27 protein-coding genes and 1 tRNA gene are annotated in these 26,602 nt (G+C 64.5%); 16 read left to right on the top strand and 12 right to left on the bottom strand.

Annotation, left to right across the window (positions count from 1 at the left end; all coding sequences use genetic code 11):
- Nucleotides 1-34: 34 nt before the first annotated feature.
- Entirely contained in the window at nucleotides 35-502 is a 468-nt protein-coding gene (locus XH92_RS00675; protein ID WP_194457523.1) for a nuclear transport factor 2 family protein, read from the top strand.
- Between the two features lie 19 nt (nucleotides 503-521).
- On the opposite strand, the gene XH92_RS00670 is transcribed toward XH92_RS00675, so the two are convergent.
- The 3 genes from XH92_RS00670 to XH92_RS00660 are packed head-to-tail and all read right to left on the bottom strand — an operon-like array spanning nucleotide 522 to nucleotide 3,185.
- A complete protein-coding gene (locus XH92_RS00670) occupies nucleotides 522-1,319 on the bottom strand; it encodes an acyl-CoA thioesterase domain-containing protein (protein ID WP_194457522.1) in 798 nt (265 codons plus the stop codon).
- 34 nt (nucleotides 1,320-1,353) lie between these two features.
- Complete coding sequence (queG, locus tag XH92_RS00665; RefSeq protein WP_194457521.1) at nucleotides 1,354-2,544, bottom strand: tRNA epoxyqueuosine(34) reductase QueG; 1,191 nt, start codon at nucleotides 2,542-2,544, stop codon at nucleotides 1,354-1,356.
- Entirely contained in the window at nucleotides 2,493-3,185 is a 693-nt protein-coding gene (locus tag XH92_RS00660) for a glutathione S-transferase family protein (protein ID WP_024584298.1), read from the bottom strand. The genes queG and XH92_RS00660 overlap by 52 nt, the downstream gene beginning before the upstream one ends.
- A 263-nt stretch (nucleotides 3,186-3,448) precedes the next feature.
- On the opposite strand from XH92_RS00660, the gene XH92_RS00655 reads away from it, so the two are divergent.
- On the top strand, nucleotides 3,449-4,255 hold the full coding sequence (locus XH92_RS00655; protein ID WP_194457520.1) for an undecaprenyl-diphosphate phosphatase: 807 nt from the start codon (nucleotides 3,449-3,451) through the stop codon (nucleotides 4,253-4,255).
- 147 nt (nucleotides 4,256-4,402) lie between these two features.
- Here XH92_RS00655 and XH92_RS00650 read toward each other — a convergent pair whose 3' ends face one another.
- Nucleotides 4,403-5,371 (bottom strand): complex I NDUFA9 subunit family protein, encoded by a 969-nt coding sequence (locus XH92_RS00650; protein ID WP_194457519.1) that lies wholly within the window; start codon nucleotides 5,369-5,371, stop codon nucleotides 4,403-4,405.
- Between the two features lie 148 nt (nucleotides 5,372-5,519).
- Here XH92_RS00650 and XH92_RS00645 point away from each other — a divergent pair.
- A tRNA-Leu gene (locus XH92_RS00645) sits at nucleotides 5,520-5,606 on the top strand.
- A gap of 162 nt (nucleotides 5,607-5,768) precedes the next feature.
- On the opposite strand, the gene XH92_RS00640 is transcribed toward XH92_RS00645, so the two are convergent.
- Nucleotides 5,769-7,037, bottom strand: coding sequence for an MFS transporter (locus XH92_RS00640; RefSeq protein ID WP_194457518.1), 1,269 nt, complete (start codon nucleotides 7,035-7,037; stop codon nucleotides 5,769-5,771).
- A 365-nt stretch (nucleotides 7,038-7,402) separates the two neighbouring features.
- Here XH92_RS00640 and XH92_RS00635 point away from each other — a divergent pair, with 365 nt between their 5' ends.
- The 8 genes from XH92_RS00635 (at nucleotide 7,403) to ptsN (ending at nucleotide 14,907) form a co-directional block, all read left to right on the top strand.
- A complete protein-coding gene (locus tag XH92_RS00635) occupies nucleotides 7,403-8,017 on the top strand; it encodes a ribonuclease D (RefSeq protein WP_194457517.1) in 615 nt (204 codons plus the stop codon).
- A 181-nt stretch (nucleotides 8,018-8,198) separates the two neighbouring features.
- Nucleotides 8,199-8,924, top strand: coding sequence for an LPS export ABC transporter periplasmic protein LptC (gene lptC, locus XH92_RS00630; RefSeq protein ID WP_194457516.1), 726 nt, complete (start codon nucleotides 8,199-8,201; stop codon nucleotides 8,922-8,924).
- Nucleotides 8,925-8,929: 5 nt separating this feature from the next.
- Complete coding sequence (locus XH92_RS00625; RefSeq protein ID WP_194457515.1) at nucleotides 8,930-9,652, top strand: LptA/OstA family protein; 723 nt, start codon at nucleotides 8,930-8,932, stop codon at nucleotides 9,650-9,652.
- A 23-nt stretch (nucleotides 9,653-9,675) separates the two neighbouring features.
- Nucleotides 9,676-10,356: an LptA/OstA family protein gene (locus XH92_RS00620; protein ID WP_194457514.1), complete on the top strand. Its 681-nt coding sequence runs from the start codon at nucleotides 9,676-9,678 to the stop codon at nucleotides 10,354-10,356.
- Between the two features lie 323 nt (nucleotides 10,357-10,679).
- A complete protein-coding gene (lptB, locus tag XH92_RS00615) occupies nucleotides 10,680-11,666 on the top strand; it encodes an LPS export ABC transporter ATP-binding protein (protein WP_194457513.1) in 987 nt (328 codons plus the stop codon).
- 91 nt (nucleotides 11,667-11,757) lie between these two features.
- On the top strand, nucleotides 11,758-13,413 hold the full coding sequence (gene rpoN / locus XH92_RS00610; RefSeq protein WP_194457512.1) for an RNA polymerase factor sigma-54: 1,656 nt from the start codon (nucleotides 11,758-11,760) through the stop codon (nucleotides 13,411-13,413).
- 185 nt (nucleotides 13,414-13,598) lie between these two features.
- Entirely contained in the window at nucleotides 13,599-14,213 is a 615-nt protein-coding gene (hpf, locus tag XH92_RS00605; protein ID WP_194457511.1) for a ribosome hibernation-promoting factor, HPF/YfiA family, read from the top strand.
- Between the two features lie 232 nt (nucleotides 14,214-14,445).
- The gene (ptsN, locus tag XH92_RS00600) at nucleotides 14,446-14,907 is read left to right on the top strand and encodes a PTS IIA-like nitrogen regulatory protein PtsN (protein WP_016843543.1); all 462 of its coding nucleotides are present in this window, start codon (nucleotides 14,446-14,448) and stop codon (nucleotides 14,905-14,907) included.
- A gap of 203 nt (nucleotides 14,908-15,110) precedes the next feature.
- Here the strand turns inward: ptsN and XH92_RS00595 are convergent, their stop codons facing one another.
- The gene (locus XH92_RS00595; RefSeq protein ID WP_194457510.1) at nucleotides 15,111-15,749 is read right to left on the bottom strand and encodes a TetR/AcrR family transcriptional regulator; all 639 of its coding nucleotides are present in this window, start codon (nucleotides 15,747-15,749) and stop codon (nucleotides 15,111-15,113) included.
- A 336-nt stretch (nucleotides 15,750-16,085) separates the two neighbouring features.
- Here XH92_RS00595 and XH92_RS00590 point away from each other — a divergent pair, with 336 nt between their 5' ends.
- The 3 genes from XH92_RS00590 (at nucleotide 16,086) to XH92_RS00580 (ending at nucleotide 19,711) form a co-directional block, all read left to right on the top strand.
- Nucleotides 16,086-16,889, top strand: coding sequence for an SDR family NAD(P)-dependent oxidoreductase (locus XH92_RS00590; RefSeq protein WP_194457509.1), 804 nt, complete (start codon nucleotides 16,086-16,088; stop codon nucleotides 16,887-16,889).
- Between the two features lie 36 nt (nucleotides 16,890-16,925).
- Entirely contained in the window at nucleotides 16,926-18,056 is a 1,131-nt protein-coding gene (locus XH92_RS00585) for a DUF5938 domain-containing protein (RefSeq protein ID WP_194457508.1), read from the top strand.
- A gap of 125 nt (nucleotides 18,057-18,181) precedes the next feature.
- The gene (locus XH92_RS00580; protein ID WP_194457507.1) at nucleotides 18,182-19,711 is read left to right on the top strand and encodes an AMP-binding protein; all 1,530 of its coding nucleotides are present in this window, start codon (nucleotides 18,182-18,184) and stop codon (nucleotides 19,709-19,711) included.
- Nucleotides 19,712-19,832: 121 nt separating this feature from the next.
- Here XH92_RS00580 and XH92_RS00575 read toward each other — a convergent pair whose 3' ends face one another.
- Nucleotides 19,833-20,390 (bottom strand): cytochrome P460 family protein, encoded by a 558-nt coding sequence (locus XH92_RS00575; protein ID WP_194457506.1) that lies wholly within the window; start codon nucleotides 20,388-20,390, stop codon nucleotides 19,833-19,835.
- A 304-nt stretch (nucleotides 20,391-20,694) separates the two neighbouring features.
- Here XH92_RS00575 and XH92_RS00570 point away from each other — a divergent pair, with 304 nt between their 5' ends.
- Nucleotides 20,695-21,042 carry a DUF6665 family protein gene (locus tag XH92_RS00570; RefSeq protein WP_194457505.1) on the top strand — a complete coding sequence of 116 codons (348 nt, stop codon included), beginning with the start codon at nucleotides 20,695-20,697 and terminating at the stop codon, nucleotides 21,040-21,042.
- Between the two features lie 336 nt (nucleotides 21,043-21,378).
- Nucleotides 21,379-22,710, top strand: coding sequence for an MFS transporter (locus tag XH92_RS00565; protein ID WP_194457504.1), 1,332 nt, complete (start codon nucleotides 21,379-21,381; stop codon nucleotides 22,708-22,710).
- 115 nt (nucleotides 22,711-22,825) lie between these two features.
- Here the strand turns inward: XH92_RS00565 and XH92_RS00560 are convergent, their stop codons facing one another.
- The 5 genes from XH92_RS00560 to ugpA all read right to left on the bottom strand — a co-directional run bounded on the left by XH92_RS00560 (nucleotide 22,826) and on the right by ugpA (nucleotide 26,551).
- A complete protein-coding gene (locus XH92_RS00560) occupies nucleotides 22,826-23,092 on the bottom strand; it encodes a DUF1150 domain-containing protein (protein WP_194457503.1) in 267 nt (88 codons plus the stop codon).
- A gap of 50 nt (nucleotides 23,093-23,142) precedes the next feature.
- A complete protein-coding gene (locus tag XH92_RS00555; RefSeq protein WP_021082592.1) occupies nucleotides 23,143-23,568 on the bottom strand; it encodes an Hsp20 family protein in 426 nt (141 codons plus the stop codon).
- Nucleotides 23,569-23,739: 171 nt separating this feature from the next.
- The gene (locus tag XH92_RS00550; protein WP_194457502.1) at nucleotides 23,740-24,822 is read right to left on the bottom strand and encodes a sn-glycerol-3-phosphate import ATP-binding protein UgpC; all 1,083 of its coding nucleotides are present in this window, start codon (nucleotides 24,820-24,822) and stop codon (nucleotides 23,740-23,742) included.
- Nucleotides 24,822-25,670, bottom strand: coding sequence for a sn-glycerol-3-phosphate ABC transporter permease UgpE (ugpE, locus tag XH92_RS00545; protein WP_050628063.1), 849 nt, complete (start codon nucleotides 25,668-25,670; stop codon nucleotides 24,822-24,824). The genes XH92_RS00550 and ugpE overlap by 1 nt, the downstream gene beginning before the upstream one ends.
- Entirely contained in the window at nucleotides 25,670-26,551 is an 882-nt protein-coding gene (gene ugpA, locus XH92_RS00540) for a sn-glycerol-3-phosphate ABC transporter permease UgpA (protein ID WP_194457501.1), read from the bottom strand. The genes ugpE and ugpA overlap by 1 nt, the downstream gene beginning before the upstream one ends.
- Nucleotides 26,552-26,602: the final 51 nt, after the last annotated feature.

The raw sequence follows: 26,602 nt of genomic DNA, 5'->3' as shown, positions 1-26,602 counted from the left end.
GAAGGATGGGCCGCGCGCACAGGGAGAGACGCCAATGGACACAACAACGATGCTGCGCGCATTCTGCGACGCGGTCGAGCAGCGCAACGGCAAGGCCTTCGCAAGCCTCTTCACCGAGGACGGCGTCTATCACGACGTGTTCTACGGCGCGTTCGCGGGCCACGCTAGAATCGCCGAGATGGTCGACGACTGGTTCTACCGGACCGCGACCGATTTCCGCTGGGTGATGCACGATCCCATCAGCGACGGCACGACGCTCTACGCGCGCTACACGTTCAGCTATCGCTCGACCCTGCCGGAAGCCAACGGCGCGCGTGCGATGTTCGAGGGCGTCGCGATCATGCGGCTGCGCGACGGCAAGATCACGGAATATCACGAGGTCGCCAACACCGCACCGGCGTTCCTCGATCTGAACTTCGCGCCGGAGCGGATCGCCAAGATCGTCGGCAAGCAGGGCACCGCGCTCAAGGCGCGGCCGGAGATGCGGCGGCATCTGGAATGAGTTGCGCGACGGTGGGAGCTTACGGCGGCGGCGGATTGGTCATCGGCTTGCGCTGGGCGAGGGCTGCCACTGTGGACGTGCCGATCGGTCCCTGCTCGTCATAGAGCCAGCATTCGCCGATCGCGATGCCGTCTGTGGCGTGATGGTTGACCACCTCGAAGCCGATCCAGTTGCTCACCGGCAAACGGTGCAGATAGATCGTGACGTCGCTGTTGATGTAGCCGAGGCCCTGATCGCCGGCGTTGGCGAAGGGGCTCGCGAAATCCGCGCCGGTCGCGACATGGACGAACGGCGTCATCTTCACGCCCGCGACGAGCTCGCGGACTTCGCTCATCCAGAGCCTTCGCTCGCCGAGCGAACCCATGTGGCCGACAATCGGCCGCGTCTCCCATTTGCCGTTCATGCCGAGCCTCGGATCGGCCGGTTTCGGAATCTCCGCGGGCGCCGGGACCTGCCAGTTCGGCGGCGACCACACATTGCCGGGCGCATTTTCCGTCCTGCGCAACAACTGGCAGGAGGCGCGCGCCATGCTGGTGCCGCCGGAGACGAACTCGGCCTCGATCACCTTGATGCGGAGCCCGTCGCGCACCAGCCTCGTCGTCACCTCGACCGGCGTCGTGATGTTAGGCAGCCGAAACATGTCGACGGTGAACCGTGCGGGGACGAAATCGTTGGAGCCGTGGCGCTCCTCGATGACGAAGCCGAGCAGGCCGATCACGACGCGGCCGTGCATCGATTCCGGGCTCCACGGTCCGTTCGCAACTGACGTCGGCATGAAGCCGTCGCCGTGTCTGGTGAAGAAAGGCTGGTTTGTCATGGCGTGCGACCATGACGGGAACGGCGCGATGAAATCAAGAGGCCGCTGCCGCGCGCCACTCCTGCTGCACGCTGAGATCGGGCTCGCCGCCGGCGCGTGAAGCCAGCGCGGCGAACGCATCACGCGGCATCAGTTGCGACAGCGCCCACACCGCCGCGCCCCGCACCAGCGGGCTCGCATCGTCGAGCAGACGCCGCGCCTCACCGGCGAGGTTGGGATCGCCGGAGTTGCCGATCGCGATCAGCACATTGCGGATGAAGCGGTCGCGGCCGATGCGCTTGACCGGGGATTTCGCGAACAGCGCGCGAAACGCCGCATCGTCGAGCCGCACGAGCTCTGCGAGCGCAGGCGCGCGCAACGCATCGCGCGCCGCGAGCTTCTGCTCGCGTCCCGCCATCGCGAACTTGTTCCACGGGCACACCGCGAGGCAATCGTCGCAGCCATAGATGCGGTTGCCGATGGCCTTGCGGAATTCGTGCGGGATCGGACCCTTGTTCTCGATCGTCAGATACGAGATGCAGCGCCGCGCATCGAGCTTGTAGGGGGCTGGAAATGCCGCGGTCGGACAGATGTCCTGGCAGGCGCGGCAGCTGCCGCAATGATCGGCTTCACCCTCGTCGCGCGGCAGCTCGGTGGCGGAATAGATCGCGCCGAGAAACAGCCAGGAGCCGAACTCGCGCGAGACGAGGTTAGTGTGCTTGCCCTGCCAGCCGATGCCGGCGGCCTGCGCCAGCGGCTTCTCCATGACCGCGGCGGTGTCGACGAACACCTTCACCTCGTCGCCGGTCATGGCAGCGAGCCAGCGCGCGAGAATCTTCAGCCGCTTCTTGATCACGTCGTGATAGTCGTCGCCCTGCGCATAGACCGAGATCGCGCCATGCGACCGGCGCGCGAGAATTTTCAGCGGATCGTCGTCGGGCCCGTAATTGACGCCGAGCATGATGATCGAACGCACGCCGCCCCACAGCACGCGCGGGTCGGTGCGCCGCTCCGGACTGGCCGCGAGCCAGTCCATGTCGCCATGGCCGCCGGAGCCGAGGAATTCCAAAAAATGTTTTCCGGCCTCTGCCGTCGCATCAGGCGTGGTGAAGCCGACGGCATCGAAGCCGAGTGCGCGCGCCTCGCGCTCGAGCGCTGCCTTGAGATCGGACGGGGAGAGCCGGACCGCCTGGTTCAGAAGTCGAGGTCCACATAGGTGCGCGAGGCCGGCACCCCCGCCAGCCATTCGCTGAGCAGCGGGCGGAACGACGGGCGGGATTTCACCCGCGCGTACCACGACTTTGCCGCGTCGTCCTCGCTCCATGGCACGTCGCCCAGATAGTCGATCGCCGAGAGATGCGCCGCGGCGGCGAGGTCCGCGTAGGTGAGGCGGTCGCCGGCGAGATAGTTCCGCGTCTTCGCCAGCCAGCCGATATAGCTCAGATGATAGCGCACATTGACCTTGGCGGCGCGCATGATGTCCGGTGCCGGCGGGCCGCCGCCATTGTCCTCGCTCATGAAGCGCTTGTAGATCCGCTCGGTCACCAGCGGGTTGGAGGCTTCCTCGAAGAATTTCTCGTTGAACCACGCCATCAGCCGGCGCACCTCGACGCGCTCGGCCGAAGACGTCGGCAGCAGCCGCCGTTCGCCGGCATCGAGGCCATGCGTCTCGTCGACATATTCGGCGATGATTGGCGCACCCGGGATCGGCGGAAAGCCCTCGGCGATCAGCACCGGCGTGGTTGCCGCCGGATTGAGCGCCAGGAACGCCTCGCGCCGCTCCCAGACCCGTTCCTCCACCAGGCGCAGATCGAGGCCATACTCGCCGAGCACGAGGCGAATGAAGCGCGAATGCGGACAGAACGGATGGTGATACAGCGTATACATGGAGCCCTTGGTAGTTTCGCGGCGCTTAAGAAACCATCAACCTGTGTGACCTGACCGTGTGATTTTGCCAGGCAAGTTCCGCTCGTCTCTATGTCGCGTCAGCACGCAAACCGGTAGCCACCCCCGCAGATGGTGCGGGTCACAAAAACGCTATAGCTCAGCAAATCGGCCGGGTAACCCATTGTTTGACGATTTTTTGCGATTGCGGCCAATGTGCGAATAAGCGAGAAGAATTCGGTTTTCCACACAGGGCAGATCAGATCATGATGACGGATATGCTGCGGGCGGTGATTCTCGGCATCGTCGAGGGCGTCACCGAGTTCCTGCCGGTCTCTTCGACGGGCCACCTGCTGCTTGCGGAACGCTTCTTCAATCTGGGCGAAGGCAATTTCTGGAAGAGCTTCGCGATCCTGATTCAGCTCGGTGCGATCCTTGCGATCCTCGTGCTCTACTTCACCAGATTGTGGCGCGTCGCGCTCGGCATGTTCTCCAATCCCGACGACCGCCGCTTCGTCATCGGCGTGCTGGTGGCATTCCTGCCCGCCGTCGTGATCGGCCTGATCGCCGGCAAATACATCAAGGAATTCCTGTTCAATCCGTGGGTGGTTTGCTTCACGCTGATCGTCGGCGGCGCCGTCCTGCTCTGGGTCGATCAGCTCGATCTCAAAGTGTACGAGGACGACGCGACCCGGTTCCCGCTGTTGATGTATTTCTGGATCGGCGTCGCGCAGTGCCTTGCGATGATCCCCGGCGTGTCGCGCTCCGGCGCCAGCATCGTCGCCGCGATGCTGCTCGGCGCCGACAAGCGCTCGGCGGCGGAGTTCTCGTTCTTCCTCGCGATCCCGACCATGGTCGGCGCGTTCGTCTACGATTTCTACAAGAACCGCGCCGACTTCACCTCGGACAATCTCAGCGTCATCGCGGTCGGCTTCGTGGTGTCGTTCATCACGGCAATGATCGTGGTGCGGGCCTTCCTCAACTTCGTCACCCGCCGCGGCTTCACTTTCTTCGCCTGGTGGCGCGTGATCGTCGGCACGCTCGGCCTGATCGCGCTGGCGATGGGACGGTAAAGGCCGCCACAGGCACCATCCATCACCGTCACCCTGAGGAGGCCGCAAAGCGGCCGTCTCGAAGGGTCGACGGCCCGACTGTGGCCGATTCATCCTTCGAGGCTCGCTGCGCTCGCACCTCAGGATGACGGGGTTAGGGAGCGTGAACTACGCGCTCTTCTTCTGGAACTGCCCCGCCGCGCGGAAGCGCCAGAGATATTGCGGGGCGACCGCTTCCATCGAGTCAGGCGTGATGCCGAGGCCCGCGAAAGTGAGGCCGGCGGCCTTGGCGGCGTCGGACACCACGTTGTCCGCGCGCAGCATCGCGACCTGGTCCGGGGTCAGCGTGAACGGCCCCGGCGCGTATTGCAGGACATACGATTGCAGCTTGGCGAGGCCGAACGGCAGCGGCGCCAGCATGCGGTCGCGCTGGGTGATCTTGAGGATGATCTGCATCACCTCGCGCATGGTCAGCACTTCCGGCCCGCCGAGCTCGTAGGTCGCGCCTGCCTTCGCCTTGCCGTCCACCGCATCGGCCACGGCATCCGCGACGTCGGCGACATAGGCCGGCTGCAGCCTGTTGACGCCGCCGCCGACCAGCGGCAGCACCGGCGACATCCGCGCCAGCGCCGCAAAACGGTTGGTGAACTCGTCCTCGGGCCCGAATAGCAGCGACGGACGCATGATGGTGGCCTGCGGCAGGGCCGACTGCACCGCCTTCTCGCCTTCCGCCTTGGCGCGGTAATAGCCCGACAGCGAATCCGCGTCGGCGCCGATCGCCGAGACGTGGACCATCCGGGCGCCGTTCGCGGCCGCCGCCTTGGCGATGGTCTCGGCGCCCTTCACCTGCACGGCATCGAAAGTCTGCCCGCCGCCCTCGGCCAGGATGCCGACCAAATTGATGGCGATATGCGAATCACGCATCGCCGCCTCGACCGAGGCCGGGTAGCGCACATTGGCCTGGACCGCGTGAATCTGCCCGACGCGGCCGAGCGGCTGCAGATGGCCGGCCAGTTCGGGCCGCCGCACCGCGACTCGCACCCGGTATTCGCGCTTGCAGAGCGCCCGGACCACGTTCCGTCCCAGAAATCCGGATCCGCCGAATACCGTGACGAGCGTTTCCAGGTTCGATGCCATGAGGTCCATTCCTGCCGGATTCGAGAGCGATTGGGCGTATTTAGCGCTTCACGCGATACGCCATCAGCCCAATCCTGTACAGGCTATTTGAATTTTCGATCGCGAATTTGACAAGCGCGTAACCGATCCTTACTAAGCCGCTCCACATGCCCAGGTGGCGGAATTGGTAGACGCGCTGGCTTCAGGTGCCAGTGGCTTAACGGCCGTGAAGGTTCGAGTCCTTTCCTGGGCACCACCCCTTTTTAAGCGATTGAAATCGCTCAGCATCCGGAGGGTGGGTGCGGCGAGGCCGTAGCCTCGTGACCGCTATCTATGCTCTGCGTGTCGGGCTGCAGCTGGCCCGAAGTGATGACCGGAGCCTACATTCCCTCGGTCGGTGTCGAGTCGGCGCTTCCCCTCACACCACCCGTCGCCCCGCCCGCCGCGCGATCGGCTTCTGCACAAAGTACATCGCGATCATCGAGATCATCGAGCTCGCCACGACGACGTAGCCGATCCGGTCGAAATGCAGCAGCGAGCCGTCGGCATTCTCGGCGACGATCGCGGCGGCAACCACCGAGCCCAGCCCGCCTGACAATTGCTGCACCGACGCTGAGATCGCGCTGAACGATCCGCGCTGGCTGGCGTCGGGGATCGCCGACATCAGCGCCTGTGAGGGGATCATGCGCGAGAAGATGCCGACGAACATCAGCACATTGACGATGATCGCGGTCAGCAGCGAGACGTGGCCGAGATGGGTGTAGATCAGCACCATGATGGCCGACACCACGCAACCGAAGATGAAGGTCGGATATTTGCCGAACGCATCGCTGGCGCGGCCGACCAGCGGCCCCATCAGGATGCTGAACAGGCCGGAGACCAGATAGATCGTCGGCAGATGGACGATGTCGATGCCGAGATTGTGCACGGTGAAGGCGCTGCCGAACGGCATCAGCATGAAGCCGCCGGTCGCCAGCAGCGTCGTCACCAGGAAGGCCAGCGTGTAGCGCGGCTGCGCCACGGTCGAGATCAGATGCTGGAAGGGGTTGCGGTCGTGCTGCAGCTTGAGATGGCCGTCGACCGGCTCCATGACAAGCGCGATGGTCGCGATCGCCGCGATCGACAGGCCGACGATGGCGACGAAGCAGACGTGCCAGTTCCAGTGATTGGCCAGGAAAAGTCCGGCGGGCACGCCGAGCACCTGGCTCGCGGCGAATGCGGTCTGGATGAAGCCCATCACCCGGCCGCGCAGATGCAGCGGGAACAGGTCGGTGACGATGGCGAGCACGACGGAGCCGATCACCCCGCCGAACAGGCCGGTGACGATGCGGCCGAGCAGCAGCACATGGAAATTCTGCGCCACCGCGCACAACACGGTGCCGAAGGTGAAGCCGACATAGAAGAACAGCAACATCCGCTTGCGGTCGAAGCGATCGGCAAAGCCGGCGGCGAGGATGCCGGAGATGCCGGCCGCGAAGGCATAGGCCGAGACCGCGACGCCGAACTGCCCGGCCGTGATGTTGAGCGACGGCATCAGGATGGCGCCGAGCGGCGACATGATGATGAAGTCGAGGATCAGGGTGAACTGCGTGAACGCAAGCAGCGCGATCAGGAACGCTTGATAACGCGAAAAGCCGCGTTCCTGCGGCTCGGCGTCGATCGGCGCGGCGATGGTCTGTTCCGACATGAGGCTCATTTCTGAAGATGAGTAGGACGTGCGAGCGGCTGGGCAGAGATAGGGCGCCGTTCGTGGATTTCATCGGCGCGAACAAGCAAAAAAATGCGCGGAAGTGTGATCAAGAACCGCGAAATGCCCGCTCCTCCATATGGGTATCGCGGAGCCTCGGATCATCCCGTCGCCAATCGTTTGAATTGCAGCGTGATCCAAATGCAACAGGGTTCGCGCGGTGCTGGGCAGCCCTGTCGGGATATGGCAAGAGCGGGGCGTAACCCCCGGCTGAGCGGCCCGGTGCCCGCCTATCCGCTCGCATCCCGGGCGTTTGGGGGCTAGTGTCGTCTGTCGAATCGAACCGAGACCCGAGGCTTTATTTCATGACCATCCGCCTGCATCGCGGCGACCTGCCCGATCTCACTCGCTACACCGATTCCGTCGCGATCGACACCGAGACCATGGGGTTGCATCCGCATCGCGACCGGCTCTGCGTGGTGCAGATGTCGAACGGCGACGGCACCGCCGACGTGATCCAGATTCCGAAGGGCCACACCGATTCGCCGAACCTGAAGGCGCTGCTCGCGAACCCTGCGATCACCAAGATCTTCCATTTCGCGCGGTTCGACGTCGCGGTGCTCTACAACACGTTCGGCGTGATGCCGGCGCCGGTCTATTGCACCAAGATCGCCTCGCGCCTGTCGCGCACCTATACCGACCGCCATGGCCTGAAGGATCTGGTGCGCGAAGTGCTGAACGTCGAATTGTCGAAGCAGCAGCAGTCGAGCGACTGGGGTGCGCAGAGCCTGAGCGAGGCCCAGCTCGCGTACGCCGCCTCCGACGTGCTGCACCTGCATGCGCTGCGCGACAAGTTGAATGTGATGCTGGCGCGCGAGGGACGCATCGATCTCGCCCAGGCCTGCTTCGATTTCCTCCCCACCCGCGCCCGGCTCGATCTCGACGGCTGGGAGGCCGAGGACATCTTCGCCCATTCATGATTCCGCCCGTTCATGTTGGGCGCCGAATTCGTCGCAGCGGGGCCAATTCCGCCCCGTTTCGGCCAAACTGTTCACGCGTGGTCCGCCTTGAAGCCGGCTTGGGGGCGCGACGCGAGGTCCGGGCTGCATATTCGGGCGGCTCCGGCTAGAATGGGGGCGGTTTCGCGCCTCTGGAGCTCAGGTGAATTCGGTTCAGAATCCAACCTATGTTACGGGTCTCGAGGCGCGCTTTGCCGCCGCCGCGCGGCACAGCCGCATGGTGCGGATCCTGCGCATCGCCGTGCCTGCGGTGGTTGGGCTGTCGATGGCCTCGATCATCTTCGTCTCGGTCTACAATCCATTCCGTGAGATGATCCCCAAGCTGCCGGTCGAGATGGACAACCTCGTCGTCTCAGGCACCAAGATCACGATGGAATCGCCGCACATCGCCGGCTTCTCCGCCGACGGCCGGCCCTATGAGATGTGGGCCAAGGCGGCGATCCAGGATGTCACCGACCCTGACCATGTCGAGCTGAAGACGATCCGCGCCAAGGTGGCGCAGCAGGATCAGTCGACGGTGACGATGGATGCGCGCACCGGCTTCTTCGACAACAAGAAGCAGCTGCTCGACCTGCGCCAGGATATCTTCCTGCAATCGTCCACCGGCTATGAAGCGAAGCTGACGCAGGCCTTCGTCGACATCAACAAGGGCAACGTGTCGTCGGACGAGCATGTCGACGTCAAGCTGCTTGAGGGCACGCTGACCTCCGACCGCCTCAGGATCTACAACAGCGGCGAGCTCGTGCGGTTCGAAGGCAATGTCGTGATGAATCTGGACAAGCTCGGCGACAGCAATCCGAGCCCGCCCGCCGAGGCCGCTCCTCCTCCACCGCCGCCGAAAGCGCGCAAATCCGCCAACCCGAAATGAATTTGATGATGAGACGTTTTCCGCACGGCATCGCAATTGCGGCCTTTCTGCTCGCGCTGTTCGCAGCCGCTGCCGCGTCCGCGCAGGGCTCGATGAGTGGCGTTCCCAACGCCATGCAGGGTTTTTCGCAGAACCGCGACCAGCCGATCCAGATCGAGGCCGCCGCGCTCGAAATGCGCGACAAGAAGAAGGAGGCGACTTTCTCCGGCAATGTGAAGGTCGTGCAGGGCGACACCACCATGACCTCGAAGGTGCTGGTGGTGTTCTACGAGGATAAATCGACGCAGGCGCCGGCGCCTGCTCCGACAGGCACCAAGGGTGCTGCCGCCAAGGGCGCCGCGCCGATGCAATCGGCGACCCCGGGCCCCGGCGGCGCGTCCTCGATCAAGCGGCTGGAGGCGAAGGGCAATGTCGTCGTCACCCAGAAGGATCAGGTCGTCACCGGCGAGACCGCGATCTTCGACACCAAGACCAATTTGATCACCATGCTCGGCGGCGGTGGCGGCCAGGTGGTGCTGACCCAGTGCCAGAACGTGCTGCGCGGCGACCGCCTGCTGGTCGACATGACCACCGGCGTCTCGCGGGTGGAATCCGACAGCGGCAAGGTGCAGGGCCTGTTCATCCAGTCGCAGGGCGGACAGAACGGCAAATGCGGAACGCCGGTGGCTCCCGGCGCGGCCCCCGCCCCGTCGCCGCTTCAACTGCTTCCGGGTAGCAAGTCGAAATAAGCGCCGCTGGCGCGAGGATCGTCATGCCGATGCTTTCGCGCGCCGCAATCGTCGCCCTCTTCGCTCTGGCCGCGTTCGACACCGCGCGCGGACAGGGCACCGCGTCCGTGCCCAATGCCATGCAGGGTTTTGCGCAGAACCGCGACCAGCCGGTCCAGATCGAGGCGGCCGTGCTCGAAATGCGTGACAAGAAGAAGGAGGCAACTTTCTCCGGCAATGTGAAAGTCGTCCAGGGCGACACCACCATGACCTCGAAGGTGCTGGTGGTGTTCTACGAGGATAAATCCACCCAGCCTCCGGCGAGCGCACCAGGGGCCTCCGCGCCCAAGGCGCCGCCGCCGCAATCGGCGACGCCCGGCCCCGCCGGCGCGTCCTCGATCAAGCGGCTGGAAGCGAAAGGCGATGTCGTCGTGACCCAAAAGGATCAGGTCGTCACCGGCACCACCGCGATCTTCGACACCAAGACCAATTTGATCACCATGCTCGGCGGCAGCGGCAGCCAGGTGGTGCTGACGCAGTGCCAGAACGTGGTGCGCGGCGACCGTCTGCTCGTGGACATGACGACCGGCGTCTCGCGCGTGGAATCCGACACCGGCAGGGTGCAGGCCATGGTCGTTCAGGGACAGGACTGCGGCGGCGCGCCGGCGCCGGCCGCACCTGTAAGCCTCCCGTCAGCTTCCGCCAAGCCATCAAAATCAAGATGAATCAATGCATTAGATAATATTTTGCGGCCGCGAGGTTGAAGCGCGCGGAGCGAGACTGTATCTACTCCAGCGGCCCGGCCGAACGATGCGCCTTCGAGGGGGGAGTTATATTGGCCGGGACAGGGGCATCCATTCATTCAAGGCGCGGGTGATCGCGCTTTGCCGTGTTGTTTGAGCATGATCTCCGCGCAGACGCGTCCGCTTTTGCCGCGAGGGAAGGCCGGTATCCAGTTTTCCGGCTCATGCTTGCGCCTTGGCGTGCGAATCGATCGGTCCACAGGCAAGGTCGCGGGATCACCGTGAAAGGCTGAAGCGAAGCGGGGATGGTGGATTTTCTCGGCATGTTCCGGCGGCGCCCTGCGAAACGCAGCTCCGGATTTGCGCGTTCGCATGACGACATCACGGCGCTCGGCGACCAGTTCGGCGAGATGCTGACGTCGCCGGTGCGCGACGCGCCGCCGATGGCGCGCGCCGCGCCGGTTCCCGGCGTCGAGCTGCCGCGATCGCAGCCCGCAGCTGCGCCCGCCCCGGCGCGGGCGAGGCCTGCCAGGAGCAGCGCCCCGGCTGCGCCGCAGCTCATCAAGCGGCCGGGTTACCTGGCTGTGCATAGCGTGGAAAAGAGCTTCGGCAGCCGTCAGGTCGTGCGCGGCGTCAGCATCTATGTGCGCCGCGGCGAGGCGGTCGGCCTGCTCGGGCCCAACGGCGCCGGCAAGACCACGGTGTTCTACATGATCACCGGCCTGATCAAGGCGGATCGCGGCGCGATCGAGCTCGACGGCCACGACGTCACCAAGCTGCCGATGTATCAGCGCGCGCGGCTCGGCATCGGCTATCTGCCGCAGGAAGCCTCGATCTTCCGCGGCCTGTCGGTCGAGCAGAACATCCGCGCCGTGCTCGAGGTCGTCGAGCCCTCGAAGAAGAAGCGCGAGCATGAGCTGGATTCGCTGCTCGACGAGTTCAACATCACGCGGCTGCGCAAGAGCCCGTCGATCGCGCTGTCCGGCGGCGAGCGCCGCCGCGTCGAGATCGCGCGCGCGCTGGCGACGCGCCCCAATTACATGCTGCTCGACGAGCCGTTCGCCGGCATCGACCCGATCGCGGTCGGCGACATCCAGGACCTCGTCCGCCATCTCACCAACCGCGGCATCGGCGTGCTCATCACCGACCACAACGTCCGCGAGACGCTCGGCCTGACCGACCGTGCCTACATCGTCTATGCCGGTGAGATCTTGACTGAGGGAAGCCCGGAGGAGATCGTCAATGATCCCGATGTACGCCGGCTTTACCTTGGCGAGGAATTCCGGCTCTAGCCAAAAAATCCCATCCGTCAAGCCGTGTACAACGGCTGCGGACTAAGATAAGCAAGAATCGAGCCAACTTTCTGGAATCGATCTTGCCTCCATGGCGCTGACGCAAAGACTAGAGTTCCGCCAGTCGCAGTCGCTGGTGATGACGCCGCAGCTGATGCAGGCGATCAAGCTGCTGCAACTGTCGAACCTGGATCTGTCGACCTTTGTCGAGGAAGAGCTGGAGCGCAATCCGCTGCTCGAGCGGGCGGCCGACGGGCCGGAACCGCTGGTGGCGGGCGAGCCGGCCATGGAGCGGCCGGACTACGGCGATTCCGACGGTTCCAACAGCTATGGCGATGACGGCGACTCCTCCGACATGGCCGCCGGCTCGGGCGGCGAGGCGGCCTTCGAGCCTGGTCAGGAGGAATGGCTGAACCGCGACCTCGGCACCCGCGCCGAGATCGAGCAGACGCTCGATACCGGGCTCGACAACGTGTTCTCCGAGGAACCTGCCGAAGCCGCCGCGCGCGCCGCCCAGGACGCGCCGCCGTCGGTCTATACCGAATGGGGTGGCGGCGCCTCCAGCGACGACGAATACAATCTCGAGGCGTTCGTCGCCGCCGAGCTGACGCTCGCCGACCACCTCGCCGAACAACTCGCGGTGGCGTTCTCGGCGCCGGCGCAGCGCATGATCGGGCAGTATCTGATCGACCTGGTCGACGACGCCGGCTACCTGCCGGCCGACCTCGGCCAGGCCGCCGAGCGGCTCGGTGCGTCGCAGCAAGCGGTCGACGAGGTCGTCGCGGTGCTGCAGAAGTTCGATCCGCCGGGCGTCTGCGCGCGAAACCTGAGCGAGTGCCTGGCGATCCAGCTGCGCGAGCTCGATCGCTACGATCCGGCGATGCAGGCGCTGGTCGAGCATCTCGATCTGCTCGCCAAGCGCGACATCGCGGCCCTGCGAAAGCTCTGCGGCGTCGACGACGAAGACATCACCGACATGATCGCCGAGATCCGCCGGCTCGATCCGAAGCCCGGGCTGAAGTTCGGGACGTCGCGGACGCAGACCATGGTGCCCGACGTCTATGTGCGTCCGGGTCCCGACGGCGGCTGGCATGTCGAGCTCAACAGCGACACTCTGCCGCGCGTGCTGGTCAACCAGACCTATTACTCTGAGCTGTCGAAGACGATCCGCAAGGACGGTGACAAGTCGTACTTCACCGACTGCCTGCAGAACGCGACCTGGCTGGTGCGTGCGCTCGATCAGCGCGCCCGCACCATCCTGAAGGTCGCAACCGAAATCGTCCGCCAGCAAGACGGATTCTTCACCTATGGCGTCGCGCACCTGCGGCCGCTCAATCTCAAAGCGGTGGCGGATGCGATCCAGATGCATGAATCGACAGTGTCGCGCGTCACCGCCAACAAATACATGGCGACCAATCGCGGTAGTTTTGAATTGAAGTATTTTTTCACCGCATCGATTGCGTCTGCCGACGGCGGCGAGGCGCATTCGGCCGAAGCGGTGCGTCATCACATCAAGCAATTGATCGACGGCGAGGCGCCGTCGGCGATCCTGTCCGACGACACGATCGTGGAACGTTTGCGCGCTTCGGGCATTGATATTGCCCGCCGCACCGTCGCGAAGTACCGTGAGGCGATGCGGATACCATCCTCGGTGCAGCGCCGCCGTGACAAACAGAGCATGCTCGGTAATGCCCTTTCGGCTCCTGCCTCCTCGCCCGACCGCTCGCGCGATACAGCCCCCGTTTAGGTTATTTCTTGAGCATGACCCCGTCCGAGCACGGACCGGGTCAAGCGCTCGTTGCGTTCGCGTCAAATCGCGATAGTCTCAATCTTTCCTGGCGAAACGTCGTCCAGCAAGGGAGGTGACCGGAAGCCCAGCAAACATCATGCTCCTGCAAGAGTGATCGAGGCATCCAGCAATTGAGGCATCAAATGACCCTTCGAATCTCGGGAAAGAGCATCAGCATCGGCGAGGCGCTTCGCGCGCGCGTCAGCGAGCGCACCGACGAGGTCCTGCGAAAGTATTTTGATGGCAACTATTCCGGTCACATCACGCTGAGCAAGGATGGCTTCGGCTTCCGCACCGATTGCTCGCTGCATCTGGATTCCGGCATCACGCTGGAAGCCGAGTCCAACGCCGCCGACGCCTATGCCAGCGCGGACGCCGCGCTCCTGATGATCGAGAAGCGCCTGCGCCGCTACAAGAGCCGGCTCAAGGACCGTTCGGCCCGCAAGACCTACGCCGCCAACGCGGCGCTGGCCGAATTGAACGGCGCAGGCCTTAACAGTGCAGGCCTCGACGCGCCGAGCTACGTCATCGAGGCGCCCGAGAACGAGGACGAGGTCACCGAATACAGCCCCGTGATCATTGCCGAGGCAACCACCGCGCTGAAGCGGCTGTCGGTCAGCGAAGCCGTCATGGAGCTCGATCTCACCGGCGCCTCCTGCCTGGTGTTCCAGCACGGCGGCAGTGGGCGGTTGAACATCATATACCGCCGTACGGACGGCAATGTCGGCTGGGTCGATCCGCCGGCGGTGGGCCCCTGAGGATATATGGCAGATGGCATTGACGTCCGAAGCCAGCCCTGCTTATGGTCCGCCGCCTCCAGGAATAAGGGGGGCGGAACAGGGTTCGCAGGTGTTGGCACCGCCGATACGTTGGAGTAGAAGCCCTGCCAGCTGGACCCGGGCTAAGCCCGCATCCCACCTCAACTTCTTGACGCCGCCGCTGTAAAGCCTATTTCGCAACCTGACGGTTCATTCACCTCGGAACGTCCCAATGCCGATTACCGATTTGGTCGCACCCGAGGCGATACTTCCGGCTTTGAAAGTCATCAGCAAGAAGCAGGCGCTGCAGGAACTCGCCGCGCGTGCATCCGCGCTGACCGGGCAGAACGAGCGCGCGATCTTCGAAGTGCTGCTGCAGCGCGAGAAGCTCGGCACCACGGCGGTCGGCTATGGCGTCGCCATTCCCCACGGCAAGCTGCCCAAGCTCGAGAAGCTGTTCGGCTTCTTCGCCCGCCTCGAACGCCCGATCGATTTCGAGGCGATGGACGGCCAGCCGGTCGATCTGATCTTCCTGCTGCTCGCACCGGAAGGCGCCGGCGCCGACCACCTCAAGGCGCTGGCGCGCATCGCCCGCCTGCTGCGCGACCAGGACGTCGCCAAGAAGCTGCGTGCCTCGCGCGATGCGCAGGCGATCTACTCGGTGCTCGCGCTGCCGCCGGCGAGCGCGGCGTAGTCATCCGCATTCGCGAAGCCTTCATTCGGGCAACCGTCATCAAGACATAGTTCGTTCGTCACGCGATGGCGCGCGCCACTGCGCGATCATCTCAATCCCCGTAGCCCGGATGAAGCGAAGCGCAATCCGGGGAAAATCTCGCAGCTGGCGCGAATCCCGGATTTCGCTGCGCTTCATCCGGGCTACGACGCATTCGCAATGCTTCAGCAGATCGTCGGCAGCAGACGGCGGACTTCGTCGAGCAGATCGGGGATCGCCTTTTCGTCGCTGGCGAGGTGCCTGAGCAGCGCGCTCTGGAACAGGCCGTCGAACAGCGCGTAGAGCGCAGCCGGAGACGATGCCGGCTTCCTGTTGCCGAGCTCCGCGTAGCGCGTGGCGATCCGCCAGATCATCGCTTCGAGGCTCTTGTCGATCTCGAGCACGTCCTTGCGGAACGCCGGCTCGAACATCGCCTGCGAGCGCAGATCGTACCAGAGCCGGTGCATGCGGGCTTCGTCGCGCAACGTCGCCGCGAGCTTGGCGAGGAAGCCTTCGGTCAATTCGTCGCGGCTGCGTGCCGTCGTCACCACCTCGTCGTAGCGCGTCACGCATTTCGCCTTGTAGTGACGGACGCAGCAGCAGATCAGGTCGAGCTTGTCGCTGAAGTAGTAGTGAAACACGCCGTGCGTGAAAGCGGAGTTCTGCGCGATCTCGCGCAGGCTGGTGCGCGCGAAGCCGAGCTCGCCAAGCGTTTCCAGCGCGGCTTCGGCAAGCTCGACGCGCCGCGCGTTGAACTTCTCGTCGCGCAGCGTCTCGGCCGCCACCGCCACGCGTTGGGCCGCTCCTGTCGCTTGCCGCGCCATCTCGTGCCTTTCCTCTGTCTCGTCGCTGCAGCAACTTATACCGCGCGAACCGCAGCGCACTCCATCTCTTCACAATCATCATCTTTGACACTTGTCAAATTCAGGCTTGACAAGTGTCAAGTTCCTGGACGAGGGTTGGCGAAATAATTTGGACAACCGTCAAGACGGCTGACCTAACCATATCAAGGAGGAAATGCACTGCCGGGCGCGCCAACGCTGCGCCCCGCCGACGTCGGCCGTCACCACCAATGCGCTGAGACCATGCAGACCGCGGGCCCGCAGCTGCCGCCGGTCGTGGCACCGATCAAAATCACCAAGCAAAGGGAGGACTACGTCATGAGTGGGAAGAGCCTTGAAGGCAGGAAAGCCCTGGTCACCGGCGGCGCCCGGGGGATCGGCGCGGCAATCGCGCAGGCGCTGGCGCGGTCCGGCGCCGCGGTCATGATCGGCGACATCCTCGACGATGCCGGCAAGGCAAGCGCCGCCGAGATCGCCAAGGCCGGCGTCAAAACCGGCTTCGTCAAGCTCGACGTCACCGACGACGCGCAATGGGAACGGGCCGCCGCCGCGACGGTCGAAACCCTCGGCGGCTACGACATCCTGATCAACAATGCCGGCATCGAGATCACCTCGCTGGTCAGCGAGATCAAGGCCGAGGATGCGCGCCGCATGTGCGACGTCAACATCGTCGGCACCGTGCTCGGCATGAAGCACGCCTTCCGCGCGATGCGGCCAGGCGGAGCCGCGGGCAAAGGCGGCGCCATCGTCAATATCGCGTCGGTCGCGGCGACGATCGCCTTCCCGAGCATCGCCGTCTACTCCGGCACCAAATCCGCGGTCGACCGCATGACGCGGGTCGCGGCGATGGAAGCCGGCAAGCTCGGCTTCGGCGTGCGTGTGAACTGCATCTATCCCGGCCTGATCCCGACCGACATGGGCCTGCAGCTCGCCAATGACATCGTGAAGATCGGCCTCGCCCCCGATGTCAATGCCGCGGTCGGCTCGGTGGTGGAGCAGACGCCGCTCGGCAAGCTCGCCGAGGTTTCCGACATCGCCGACGCCGCGGTGTTCCTGTGCTCGAACGATGCCCGCTTCATCACCGGCATCGGCCTGCCGGTCGATGGCGGCATGGGCATGTAGCAGCAAAGCCGACAACAACCATTTCGGAGGATCGCAATGAGCGAGAAGAAGCCCGTCATCGTCTATGGCGCGTCCGGCTACACCGGCCGGCTGGTCTGCGAGTATCTGCGCGAGTACAACATCCCCTTCATCGCCGCCGGCCGCAGCGCCGACAAGCTCAACGCCGCGATGAAGTCGAACGTAGCCGGCATCGAGACCGCGGACTATGAGGTGGTGACGGTGCCGCACAACGTGGCCGCGCTGACCGAACTGTTCAAGGGCGCCTCGGTGGTGCTCAACACCGTCGGCCCGTTCGCCAAGTTCGGCATCGAAGTGGTGCAGGCTTGCCTCGCTGCCAAGTGCCACTACACCGACACCACCGGCGAGCAGGACTGGCTGATCATGCTGGATCAGGAGTTCGGCACGAAGTTCGCCAATGCGGGCCTGCTGCTGTCGCCGGGTATCGCGCAGATGTACACCACCGGCGAGATCGCCGCGCAGCTGTGCCTGGAGACGCCCGGTCTCGATACGCTTGATATCGCCGTGTTCTGGGGCGGCAGCCCGACCATCGCCTCGACGCAGACCATCCTGGTCAACGCCGCGATGGCCAAGGCTTACTATCTGGAGCAGAACAAGTACGTCGAGCATCAGCCCGATGCCGGCCTCACCAACCTCGCAATCCCCGGCCAGCACGAGCTGGCGCTGGCGCTGCCCTGGGGCGGCACCTCGCATCCGGTATGGTTCAAGCGCGATCCGCGTGTGGCCAATGTGAAGGTGCTGGGCGGCGTGTTCAACCGCGCGCTGATGCTGGGCGTGCCGCAGATCGTCGCCGCCGCGCTGGAGGCGACCAAGGACATGAAGCCCGACGAGCGCTACGCCGCGCTGGCGCAGACCGCGGCCGGCGTGATGAACACGATGCCGCCGCGCGAGAACCCGCGCGTCAACAAGTCGATGGATTCGGTGTATGCCTCCGGCCCGCTGGGGCGCGCCCACTGCGTCATTTACGGCAACAGCAACTACAAGCAGACCGGCATGCTGCAGGCCTTTGCCGCGGCGTATTTGCTGCAGCAGCCGCCCAAGCGCGTCGGCTTCGCCTCCGGCTGCCAGGCGTTCGGCCATCACGAGCTGCTCGGGCAATTGCGCAGCTTCGGCCTGGTCGGCAAGCCGGTCCTGACCGTGCACGATTGAGCTTGGGCCCCGATCGGATCGGGGCTCAACACTGCCTTCCCTGAAGCGTTTTCGCCTTGCGCGAAAACGCCCCTCCCGCGGGTGACGCAGTCGCGCGTCACCCGCCCCCTCGCGCGAGGTCCGCCATGCGCTTCATCGATTATCTCGACAAGGGAGCCTCGCTCGGCATCGACGCGCCGTGTCTCACCATGGACGGCCGCGATCTCAGCTATGGCGAGGTGCAGCGGCTGAGCTACCGGATCGCGCGCGGGCTCGAGCGGTCGGGCATCGCTCCCGGCGAGAAGGTTGCAATCCTGTCCGGCAACGATCCGCTCGCCTTCGCCTGCGTATTCGGCATCTCGCGCGCCGCGGCGGTGTGGTGTCCGATCAATCCGCGCAACGAGGCGACCGAGAACAAGTTCATCCTCGACCAGTTCGATTGCAACCTGCTGCTGTTCCATTCGAGCTTCGCGCCGATGGTCGAAGCCGTCAGGCAGGATCTGCCCAAGCTGCGCGCGCTGGTCTGCCTCGATACCGAGCTGCCGTTCGCGCCGTCATTCGACCGCTGGCTCGGCGGGCTTGCCGATGATGTCTATCAGCGCGACACGATCGACGATCTCGCGATGATCCCCGGCACCGGCGGCACCACCGGCAAGCCCAAGGGCGTGATGCTCTCCGGGCGCAATATCGAGGCGATGACCGCGCTGACCCTGATGGGTTACCCGTTCAAGGGCCGTCCGATCTATCTCGCGCTGGCGCCGCTGACCCATGCCGCCGGCGTGCTTTGCTTTCCGATCATGACGCTCGGCGGCCGCGTCGTGATCATGCATCACCCCGATATCGGCGAGTTCCTCGCGCTGATCGAACGCTATCGCGTCACCCACACCTTCCTGCCGCCGACCGTGATCTACATGCTGCTCGATCATCCGAGGCTCGATGCGACTGACCGCAGCTCGCTGCAATGCTTCTGGTATGGCGCAGCGCCGATCTCGGCGACGCGGCTCGCCGAAGCGTTACAGCGGATCGGGCCGATGGCGCAGCTGTTTGGCCAGACCGAGGCGCCGATGATGATCTCGATGATGGCGCCGGCCGATCACTACAATGCAGACGGCAGGATCGCGATGGAGCGCCTTGCGTCGGCCGGGCGGATCGGCCCGCTGGTGCAGGCCGGCATCATGGATGGCGACGGCAAGCTGCTGCCCGCGGGATCGCGCGGCGAGATCGTGGTGCGCGGTTCGCTGGTCATGGAAGGCTACTACAAGAACCCGGGGGCCACGCGCGAGGCCTCGGCGCATGGCTGGCACCACACCGGCGACATCGGCTACATCGACGGCGACGGCTATCTCTACATCGTCGATCGCGCCAAGGACATGATCATCACCGGCGGCTTCAACGTCTATTCGATCGAGGTCGAGAATGCGTTGCGGGTCCATGAGGCGGTGCAGGATTGCGCGGTCATCGGACTGCCCGACGACAAATGGGGCGAGCGCATCGTCGCGGTGGTGCAGCCGCGCGCCGGCCACACCGTCGATGCGACGGCGCTGGCGGCGTTCGTCAAGCAGCAGATCGGCAGCATCAAGACGCCGAAGCAGATCGAGGTCTGGGACGATCTTCCGCGGTCCAAGGTCGGCAAGGTGCTGAAGCCGGACATCCGCGCGCGGCTGGCGGAGCGCTAGTGTGTTTTTCGAGCGAAGTGGACACTGGTTCGCGTGAAGAAAACGCGTCAAAACGAGAGTCCGGAGCTTCGGTTCTGATTCAATCAGAACCGAGATTGCCCTAGCTCGCATCATTCAGCATTCATCGCTTGCCGTATTCGGTGAACACGTAGTCGCGGTTCTGCACCACGGTGTGGCAGGCGTAGCCGCACTTGGCGTCGTTCTCCTGTGGCGGATTGTCCGCTGTCGTTGCGGGCTTGAACGTATCGGACGCCGCGTCGTACTCGAACGCGCCGTATCCCCATCCGCCGCTGTCTGCGAACCGCTTGCTGTCCTTCACCATGAAATCGACGTCGTGCTGCGCGCCCGGCACCGTTGGCTGACCGGGATACGTTTCTTGCTTCTTCGGGATCCAATGGATCTTCGCCATCTTGGCGCCATCCGGGAACGGCTTGCCATTGCCAGGCACGCCCTCGCGATAGGCTCCGATCATCGCCGGATTGCCCAGGATCGCGGCGATGACGCCTTCGTTCTCGCTGATCGCGATCACTGCCCAATCCTCGTATCCCCTGAACTCGGAGAACGCGAGGCCGTTCGGTACTTGCAGGCTGTACTTGTCCTGCGCTGAAATCGCGACACCAGTCGCCAGGACGGAAATCGACACCGACGCAACGAGATTGATCAGCGAGCTCTTCTGCATAGTCGCATCTCCTTCAATCGATTTGGCGGCGAATAATTCTTGCTGGAAATTCCCCTTATCGCGTGGGCCTCTGCAAGGCTCGGGATTGTGCGGACCATTTGGTCACGGGAGCGGATTACAGCACGGAAATGCGCCGAGCGAAACGGAGACGCGGCCATGCCTGTCCAAGCGACGCACCGGAAGCCGGCAAATTGAGCCGCGTGGCACGTGCAGCATTGGGCGGCAGGAGCAGCTATTGACAACCAGCCGGTGACGCCAGAAGACGGTCGTGCGCAACATTGCGCGTGCGAACCAGGGATGGCTGATGTCCCGCGACTTTCGCCTTGATCGCGTTCCCGTCGACGTTCTCACCTATGAGCTCGCCGAGGAGAGGGCGAGTGCGCTCGGGCGCATGGGCCGCGCGCTGGAACAAGCTCTTGCGAAATTGCGTGAGTTCGATGCGGCCCATCCGCGCGCCGAAGCACCGGCATCCGCCCGACAGGCGCGGCGCATCCTGGTGCGGGAAGCCGGCCATGCGCTGTGGATGTTCGTGGTGCAGCGCGAATCATGTGGCCTGCGCAACACCCGCACGCTGATGCGCGACTACAACGTGCCGGGCGAAGTGCAGCTCAACATGGGGCCGCCGCTCACCGCGTCGACCGCGTCGCCATGAAGGCGCGGGCCGCCGCCGCGCTGCAGCGGTCGCCTGCGAGAGGTTCGACGGCAAGCGCCACAGACCAAGGTCGAATTTACCGAGTTCGCCGAACGGCTAGATTTCCGAGCGCAAGACCGTGTCATGAGGGATGTCGTATTCCCGCGATGGCGATCGGTTAGGCCGCGCGCAATCCAGGACCGGCTTCCCTAAGGCCTGCATGGGCACGCCCCGCGCAATTGCGGCCCTGCCCCAACCAAACAAATAACCGGGCATCGATACCCTCGTCCGCTGCCGTGGCCGGGGGACGAAACGCATTCCAGATGGCCCGAATATGCCGGGCCAGGGAGATGTACAATGACGACATTGGACATTGCAGTCGCCCCGCTCCCGGAAGCCGAGCATCGGGCGCAATTGCGTCGCGCGCTGATTGCCAGCACGGTAGGCACCACCATCGAATGGTACGACTTTCTGCTCTACAGCACGGTGACCGGCCTCGTCTTCGGCAAGCTGTTCTTTCCCAAGTCCGATCCCCTGGTTGGCGTGCTCGAGGCCTTCGCCATCTACACGGTGGGCTTCATCGCGCGGCCGATCGGTGCCGCGATCTTTGGTCACTATGGCGATCGCATCGGCCGCAAGGGGGCGCTGATCGCAACGCTGCTGTTGACCGGGCTCGCCACGGCGGCGGTCGGTCTCGTCCCCACCTATGACCAGATCGGCATCTGGGGCGCCGTCATCCTGACCGTGATCCGTTTCCTCCAGGGCGTCGGCGTCGGCGGCGAGTGGGGCGGCTCGGTGCTGCTCTCGATGGAGTGGGCGCGAACCAACCAGCACCGCGGCTTCATCACCTCGTGGCCGCAGCTTGGCGGCCCCGCCGGGTTGCTGCTGGCAAACATCGCGGTGCTGGTGTTCAGCCGCATTTCCGGCGACCAGTTCCTGGTCTGGGGCTGGCGCATCCCGTTCCTGCTCAGCCTCGTGATGATCGCGATCGGGCTCTACATCCGGCTCGGCATCATGGAGACGCCGACGTTCCGGCGGATCGTGGCCGAGAATCGCGTCGCGCGCGTACCGGTGATCGAGGTGATCAGGAGGCAGCCGCGATCGATCATTCTGGCGGCGCTGGCGCGAATGGCCGAACAGGCGCCGGCCTACATCTATCTCGCCTTCGTGTTCGCCTATGGCACCCAGGTCATCCATCAAGACCGCGACTTCCTGCTGATCTGCCTGATCTGTGCCGGCCTGGTTTCGCTCGTCACCATCCCGCTGGCCGGGCATCTGTCGGATCGCATCGGGCGCAAGCGGATGTACCTGATCGGCGCGGTCCTGACCGGGCTGTTCGGCTTCGCCTATTTCGGCATGCTGAACACGGCAGCGCCGGCGCTGATCTTCATCGCCATCGTGCTGTCATTCGTGCCGCACGACCTGATGTATGGTCCGCAAGCGGCGCTGATCGCCGAATGCTTCACGCCGCGGCTGCGCTACAGCGGTTGCTCGATCGGCTACCAGCTCTCCTCGGTCATCTCAGGCGGACCGGCGCCGTTGATCGCCACCGCGCTGCTGGCCGCGACCGGCTCCGGCTATGTGATCGCGCTCTACATCCTGTTCTGCGCGGTGGTCAGCATTGTCGCGACCGCGTTGATGCCCGACTACACCAACAAGGACATTTCCGAGGAGCACGACAGGCCTTGATCGAATGATCAAAGCGACGTCGGCAAAAAAATGCGCGGGCCGCCTCGGTATCGAGGCACGCCCGCGCATTAAAATTCGCGGATGCTTGATTCAGCGGTCCGCTAATAGATCCGCGTCAGTGCACGCTGACGGCTTGCAGCTCGTTGCTCCAGGCGTTCGCGATCGCGGCTTCGCGGCTGTCGGTCAGCATGATCGGCGTGCCGTCGGCGGCATGCAGTGCGAACAGCTTGAGGCCCGGCGCGATCTTCGGCGCCTGCGGAAAGAGATCGGGCACGTCCTCGGAACGGACCTGCTTCACATAGGCGATATGACCCTCGCCCAGATGGGCCAGCGCTTCCGGGCTGACGTTATCGGATTGGAAGATGGTACTCACTTCACTCATGGTCTCGACTCCTCAGTCAGATAAGCGGTCGAGTCCGCTCCTTGTTTCTATTATTCGTGTTCATTGATAGCGATTGTCTTAATGACCCGTTCAGGTTCTGGCCTCGCCAGGTCAATCGACAACAGCCCGTTCTTCAGATCCGCGCCCAGCACCTGCATCCCCTCCGCCAGCACGAAGGTGCGCTGGAAGTGGCGCGCGGCGATGCCGCGATGGATATACTGCCGAGCCTTGTCGTCCTGCTGGCGGCCGCGGATGACGAGCTGATTTTCCTCAATAGTTACATCGAGTTGGTCGCGGGTGAAGCCCGCCACCGCCAACGTGATGCGGAGCCGCTCGGGCTGCCCGTTGGTACGGTCGCACCGTTCGATGTTGTACGGAGGATAGCCGTCAGCGCCCTTCACGACGCGGTCGAGCGCACGCTCGATCTCGTCGAATCCCAGAAGGAACGGACTGGACAACGATGGAACACGAGACATTACAAAGTCCTCTCGAAGCGACTTTGAGGGGCCCTTGCGGCACCCCATGCAACCGGCGGGCCGTCTGGCCCGCCGGTCAGTGAGGGATATGGGGGCGATCTGGATAGCGTTCAAGCAGCCCCGAAACCAGCCTAAACGCCCGCAACATGAGGGTAAATTCTTCCCGATCGGTTACGGGCCGACGCGCTTGCGGCCGTCGGCGGTAAAAAGATGCAGTTTGTCGCGCGGCGCGACCGCCCGGATCCGCTCGCCGATGGCAGGTCCAGTGGCGCCGGGAACCCGGACGATCACCTCGCCCGGCGGCAACTCGCCCGGATTGGCGGCAACGCCCTGCTCCTCGCGCTGGCGGCTGCCATAGACGAAGGTCTCGGCGCCGACATGCTCGATCGCCTCGACCGTCAGGCCGAGCGCGACGCCGCCGGACGCGGTCTCTCCGGTGATCACGAAGTCCTCCGGCCGGATGCCGACGATGCCGGCGCCATCTGCGGCCGCGATCTGGGACGCCAGCTCGTCCGAACGCAGCGGCATCAAATTCATCGGCGGCGCGCCGATGAAGGAGGCGACGAAGGTGGTCGCCGGCTTCTGGTAGATATCCAGCGGATTGCCGATCTGCTCGACCTGGCCGCCGTTCATGACCACGAGGATGTCGGCCAGCGTCATCGCCTCGAGCTGGTCGTGGGTGACGTAGATCGAGGTGGTGTTGAGCCGGCGCTGCAGCTTGCGGATCTCGACCCGCATCGCGATACGCAGCTTGGCGTCGAGGTTCGACAGCGGCTCGTCGAACAGGAACACTTTCGGCTGGCGGACGATGGCGCGGCCCATCGCGACGCGCTGGCGCTGGCCGCCGGAGAGCTGGCGCGGCTTGCGCTCCAGCATCGGCGACAGCTCGAGCACGCGCGCGGCTTCCTCGACGCGGGTCTTGATCTCCGCTTCGGCCATGCCGCGGTTGCGCAGGCCGTAGGCCATGTTGTTGTAGACGCTCATATGCGGGTAGAGCGCGTAGTTCTGGAACACCATCGCGATGTCGCGATCGGCGGGCTCGACCTGGTTGACGACGCGGCCGCCGATGTCGATCTCGCCGCCGGTGATGGTCTCGAGCCCCGCGACCATGCGCAGCAGCGTGGACTTGCCGCAGCCGCTTGGGCCGACCAGCACGCAGAACTGGCCGTCGCCGACGTCGACATCGACGCCCTTGATGGCCTCGAAGCCGCCGGGATAGGTCTTGCGGACGCTGCGCAGCGTGACGTTAGCCATTACTTTTCCGTCTCCACCAATCCGCGCACGAACAGTTTCTGCATCACGACGACGACGAACACCGGCGGCAGCATCGCGAGCAGCGCGGTCGCCATCACGACAGGCCATTCGGTCAGCGCGTCGGTCGTGGTGATCATCTTGCGGATGCCGACCTGGATGGTCTGCATGTCGTCGCGCGTGGTGATCAGCAGCGGCCAGAGATACTGATTCCAGCCGAGGATGAACAAAATCACGAACAGCGCGGCCATGTTGGTGCGCGACAGCGGCAACAGCGTATCCCAGAAGAAGCGGAACGGGCCCGCGCCGTCGATGCGCGAGGCCTCCAGCAATTCATCCGGCACGGTCATGAAGAACTGGCGGAACAGCAGCGTCGCGGTGGCCGAGGCGATCAGCGGCAGCGACAGGCCGGCATAGCTGTCGAGCAGATGCAGGTCGGCGACGATCTTGTAGGTCGGATAGATGCGCACCTCGACCGGCAGCATCAGGGTGATGAAGATGATCCAGAAGATCGCCATCCGGAACGGAAACCGGAAATAGACGATCGCATAGGCCGAGATGATCGAGATCGCGATCTTGCCGACTGCGATCAGCAGCGCCATGACCAGCGAGTTCAGCATCATGTTGAGCACCGGCTCGCGGGTCGAGCCGCTCGTGCCGACGAACAGCGTCTGGTAGTAGGTCTCGAGGAAATGGCCGCCGGGCAACAGCGACATCTGGCCGTTGGCGATCACGGCGTTGTCCTGGGTCGAGGCGACGATCGCGAGATAAACCGGGAAGGCGACGATCGCGATCCCGATCCACAGGATGATATGAGCCAGATAGCGCTGGAAGCCCTCCTCCTCGACCATCAGTAGGTCACCTTGCGTTCGACGAAGCGGAACTGGATCCCCGTCAGCACGACGACGATGACCATCAGGATGACCGATTGCGCCGCCGACGAGCCGAGATTTCCGCCCAGCAGGCCGTCCGTGTAGACCTTGTAGACCAGCGTTTCGGTCGCCTTGCCGGGGCCGCCGCGGGTCATCGTGTCGATGATGCCGAAGGTGTCGAAGAAGGCGTAGACGATGTTGATGACCAGCAGGAAGAAGATGGTGGGCGACAGCAGCGGGAAGATCACGGTCCAGAACCGCCGCATCGGACGGGCGCCGTCGATCGCGGCGGCCTCGATCACGCTCTTCGGGATGCTCTGCAGCCCGGCGAGGAAGAACAAGAAATTGTAGGAGATCTGCTTCCAGGCCGCGGCGAGGATGATCAGGGCCGCCGCCTGGTCGCCGTCGAGCAGCGGATTCCAGTCAACGCCCATGGCGCGCAGATAGCGCGACAGCACGCCGAGCGAGGGGTGCAGCATGAACACCCAGAGTACGCCGACCACCGGCGGGGCGACGGCATAGGGCCAAATCAGCAGCGTGCGGTAGAGAGTCGAGCCGCGCAGCGGCCTGTCGGCCATGACGGCGAGCAGCAGCGCGAACGACAGCGAGGACACCGCGATCGCGAACGAGAACGCGAAGGTGCGCACGATGGCCGCGAAATAGGCCGGCTCCTTGAACAGCTCGAGATAGTTCTCGAACCACACGAAGCTGGTCGAAAGGCCGAAGGCGTCCTGCAACAGGAAGGACTGGATCACCGCCTGCGCGGCCGGCCAGTAGAAAAAGATCAGGACGATCGCGAGTTGCGGGGCAACCAGCGCATAAGGCAACAGCTTTGATTGGAAAATCGCTTGCTTTTGCATGATCTCGGCAAAATGGCAGGCCGCGCTTGCGGCCTGCCGGTTGATGGCCTC

The sequence above is a fragment of the Bradyrhizobium sp. CCBAU 53421 genome (genome assembly GCF_015291625.1).
Taxonomy (GTDB): Bacteria; Pseudomonadota; Alphaproteobacteria; order Rhizobiales; family Xanthobacteraceae; genus Bradyrhizobium.
The sequence above is the reverse complement of the archived record's forward strand: the minus strand, read 5'-3'. Positions and strand labels throughout refer to the sequence as shown.

Excerpts from the sequence above, each read along its gene's own strand:
- XH92_RS00675 (WP_194457523.1), top strand. The coding sequence starts at position 35 with ATGGACACAACAACGATGCTGCGCGCATTCTGCGACGCGGTCGAGCAG.
- XH92_RS00670 (WP_194457522.1), bottom strand. The coding sequence starts at position 1,319 with ATGACAAACCAGCCTTTCTTCACCAGACACGGCGACGGCTTCATGCCG.
- queG (WP_194457521.1), bottom strand. The coding sequence starts at position 2,544 with ATGGCTGGCGGGGGTGCCGGCCTCGCGCACCTATGTGGACCTCGACTT.
- XH92_RS00660 (WP_024584298.1), bottom strand. The coding sequence starts at position 3,185 with ATGTATACGCTGTATCACCATCCGTTCTGTCCGCATTCGCGCTTCATT.
- XH92_RS00655 (WP_194457520.1), top strand. The coding sequence starts at position 3,449 with ATGATGACGGATATGCTGCGGGCGGTGATTCTCGGCATCGTCGAGGGC.
- XH92_RS00650 (WP_194457519.1), bottom strand. The coding sequence starts at position 5,371 with ATGGCATCGAACCTGGAAACGCTCGTCACGGTATTCGGCGGATCCGGA.
- XH92_RS00640 (WP_194457518.1), bottom strand. The coding sequence starts at position 7,037 with ATGTCGGAACAGACCATCGCCGCGCCGATCGACGCCGAGCCGCAGGAA.
- XH92_RS00635 (WP_194457517.1), top strand. The coding sequence starts at position 7,403 with ATGACCATCCGCCTGCATCGCGGCGACCTGCCCGATCTCACTCGCTAC.
- XH92_RS00625 (WP_194457515.1), top strand. The coding sequence starts at position 8,930 with ATGATGAGACGTTTTCCGCACGGCATCGCAATTGCGGCCTTTCTGCTC.
- XH92_RS00620 (WP_194457514.1), top strand. The coding sequence starts at position 9,676 with ATGCCGATGCTTTCGCGCGCCGCAATCGTCGCCCTCTTCGCTCTGGCC.
- lptB (WP_194457513.1), top strand. The coding sequence starts at position 10,680 with ATGGTGGATTTTCTCGGCATGTTCCGGCGGCGCCCTGCGAAACGCAGC.
- rpoN (WP_194457512.1), top strand. The coding sequence starts at position 11,758 with ATGGCGCTGACGCAAAGACTAGAGTTCCGCCAGTCGCAGTCGCTGGTG.
- hpf (WP_194457511.1), top strand. The coding sequence starts at position 13,599 with ATGACCCTTCGAATCTCGGGAAAGAGCATCAGCATCGGCGAGGCGCTT.
- ptsN (WP_016843543.1), top strand. The coding sequence starts at position 14,446 with ATGCCGATTACCGATTTGGTCGCACCCGAGGCGATACTTCCGGCTTTG.
- XH92_RS00595 (WP_194457510.1), bottom strand. The coding sequence starts at position 15,749 with ATGGCGCGGCAAGCGACAGGAGCGGCCCAACGCGTGGCGGTGGCGGCC.
- XH92_RS00590 (WP_194457509.1), top strand. The coding sequence starts at position 16,086 with ATGAGTGGGAAGAGCCTTGAAGGCAGGAAAGCCCTGGTCACCGGCGGC.
- XH92_RS00585 (WP_194457508.1), top strand. The coding sequence starts at position 16,926 with ATGAGCGAGAAGAAGCCCGTCATCGTCTATGGCGCGTCCGGCTACACC.
- XH92_RS00580 (WP_194457507.1), top strand. The coding sequence starts at position 18,182 with ATGCGCTTCATCGATTATCTCGACAAGGGAGCCTCGCTCGGCATCGAC.
- XH92_RS00575 (WP_194457506.1), bottom strand. The coding sequence starts at position 20,390 with ATGCAGAAGAGCTCGCTGATCAATCTCGTTGCGTCGGTGTCGATTTCC.
- XH92_RS00570 (WP_194457505.1), top strand. The coding sequence starts at position 20,695 with ATGTCCCGCGACTTTCGCCTTGATCGCGTTCCCGTCGACGTTCTCACC.
- XH92_RS00565 (WP_194457504.1), top strand. The coding sequence starts at position 21,379 with ATGACGACATTGGACATTGCAGTCGCCCCGCTCCCGGAAGCCGAGCAT.
- XH92_RS00560 (WP_194457503.1), bottom strand. The coding sequence starts at position 23,092 with ATGAGTGAAGTGAGTACCATCTTCCAATCCGATAACGTCAGCCCGGAA.
- XH92_RS00555 (WP_021082592.1), bottom strand. The coding sequence starts at position 23,568 with ATGTCTCGTGTTCCATCGTTGTCCAGTCCGTTCCTTCTGGGATTCGAC.
- XH92_RS00550 (WP_194457502.1), bottom strand. The coding sequence starts at position 24,822 with ATGGCTAACGTCACGCTGCGCAGCGTCCGCAAGACCTATCCCGGCGGC.
- ugpE (WP_050628063.1), bottom strand. The coding sequence starts at position 25,670 with ATGGTCGAGGAGGAGGGCTTCCAGCGCTATCTGGCTCATATCATCCTG.
- ugpA (WP_194457501.1), bottom strand. The coding sequence starts at position 26,551 with ATGCAAAAGCAAGCGATTTTCCAATCAAAGCTGTTGCCTTATGCGCTG.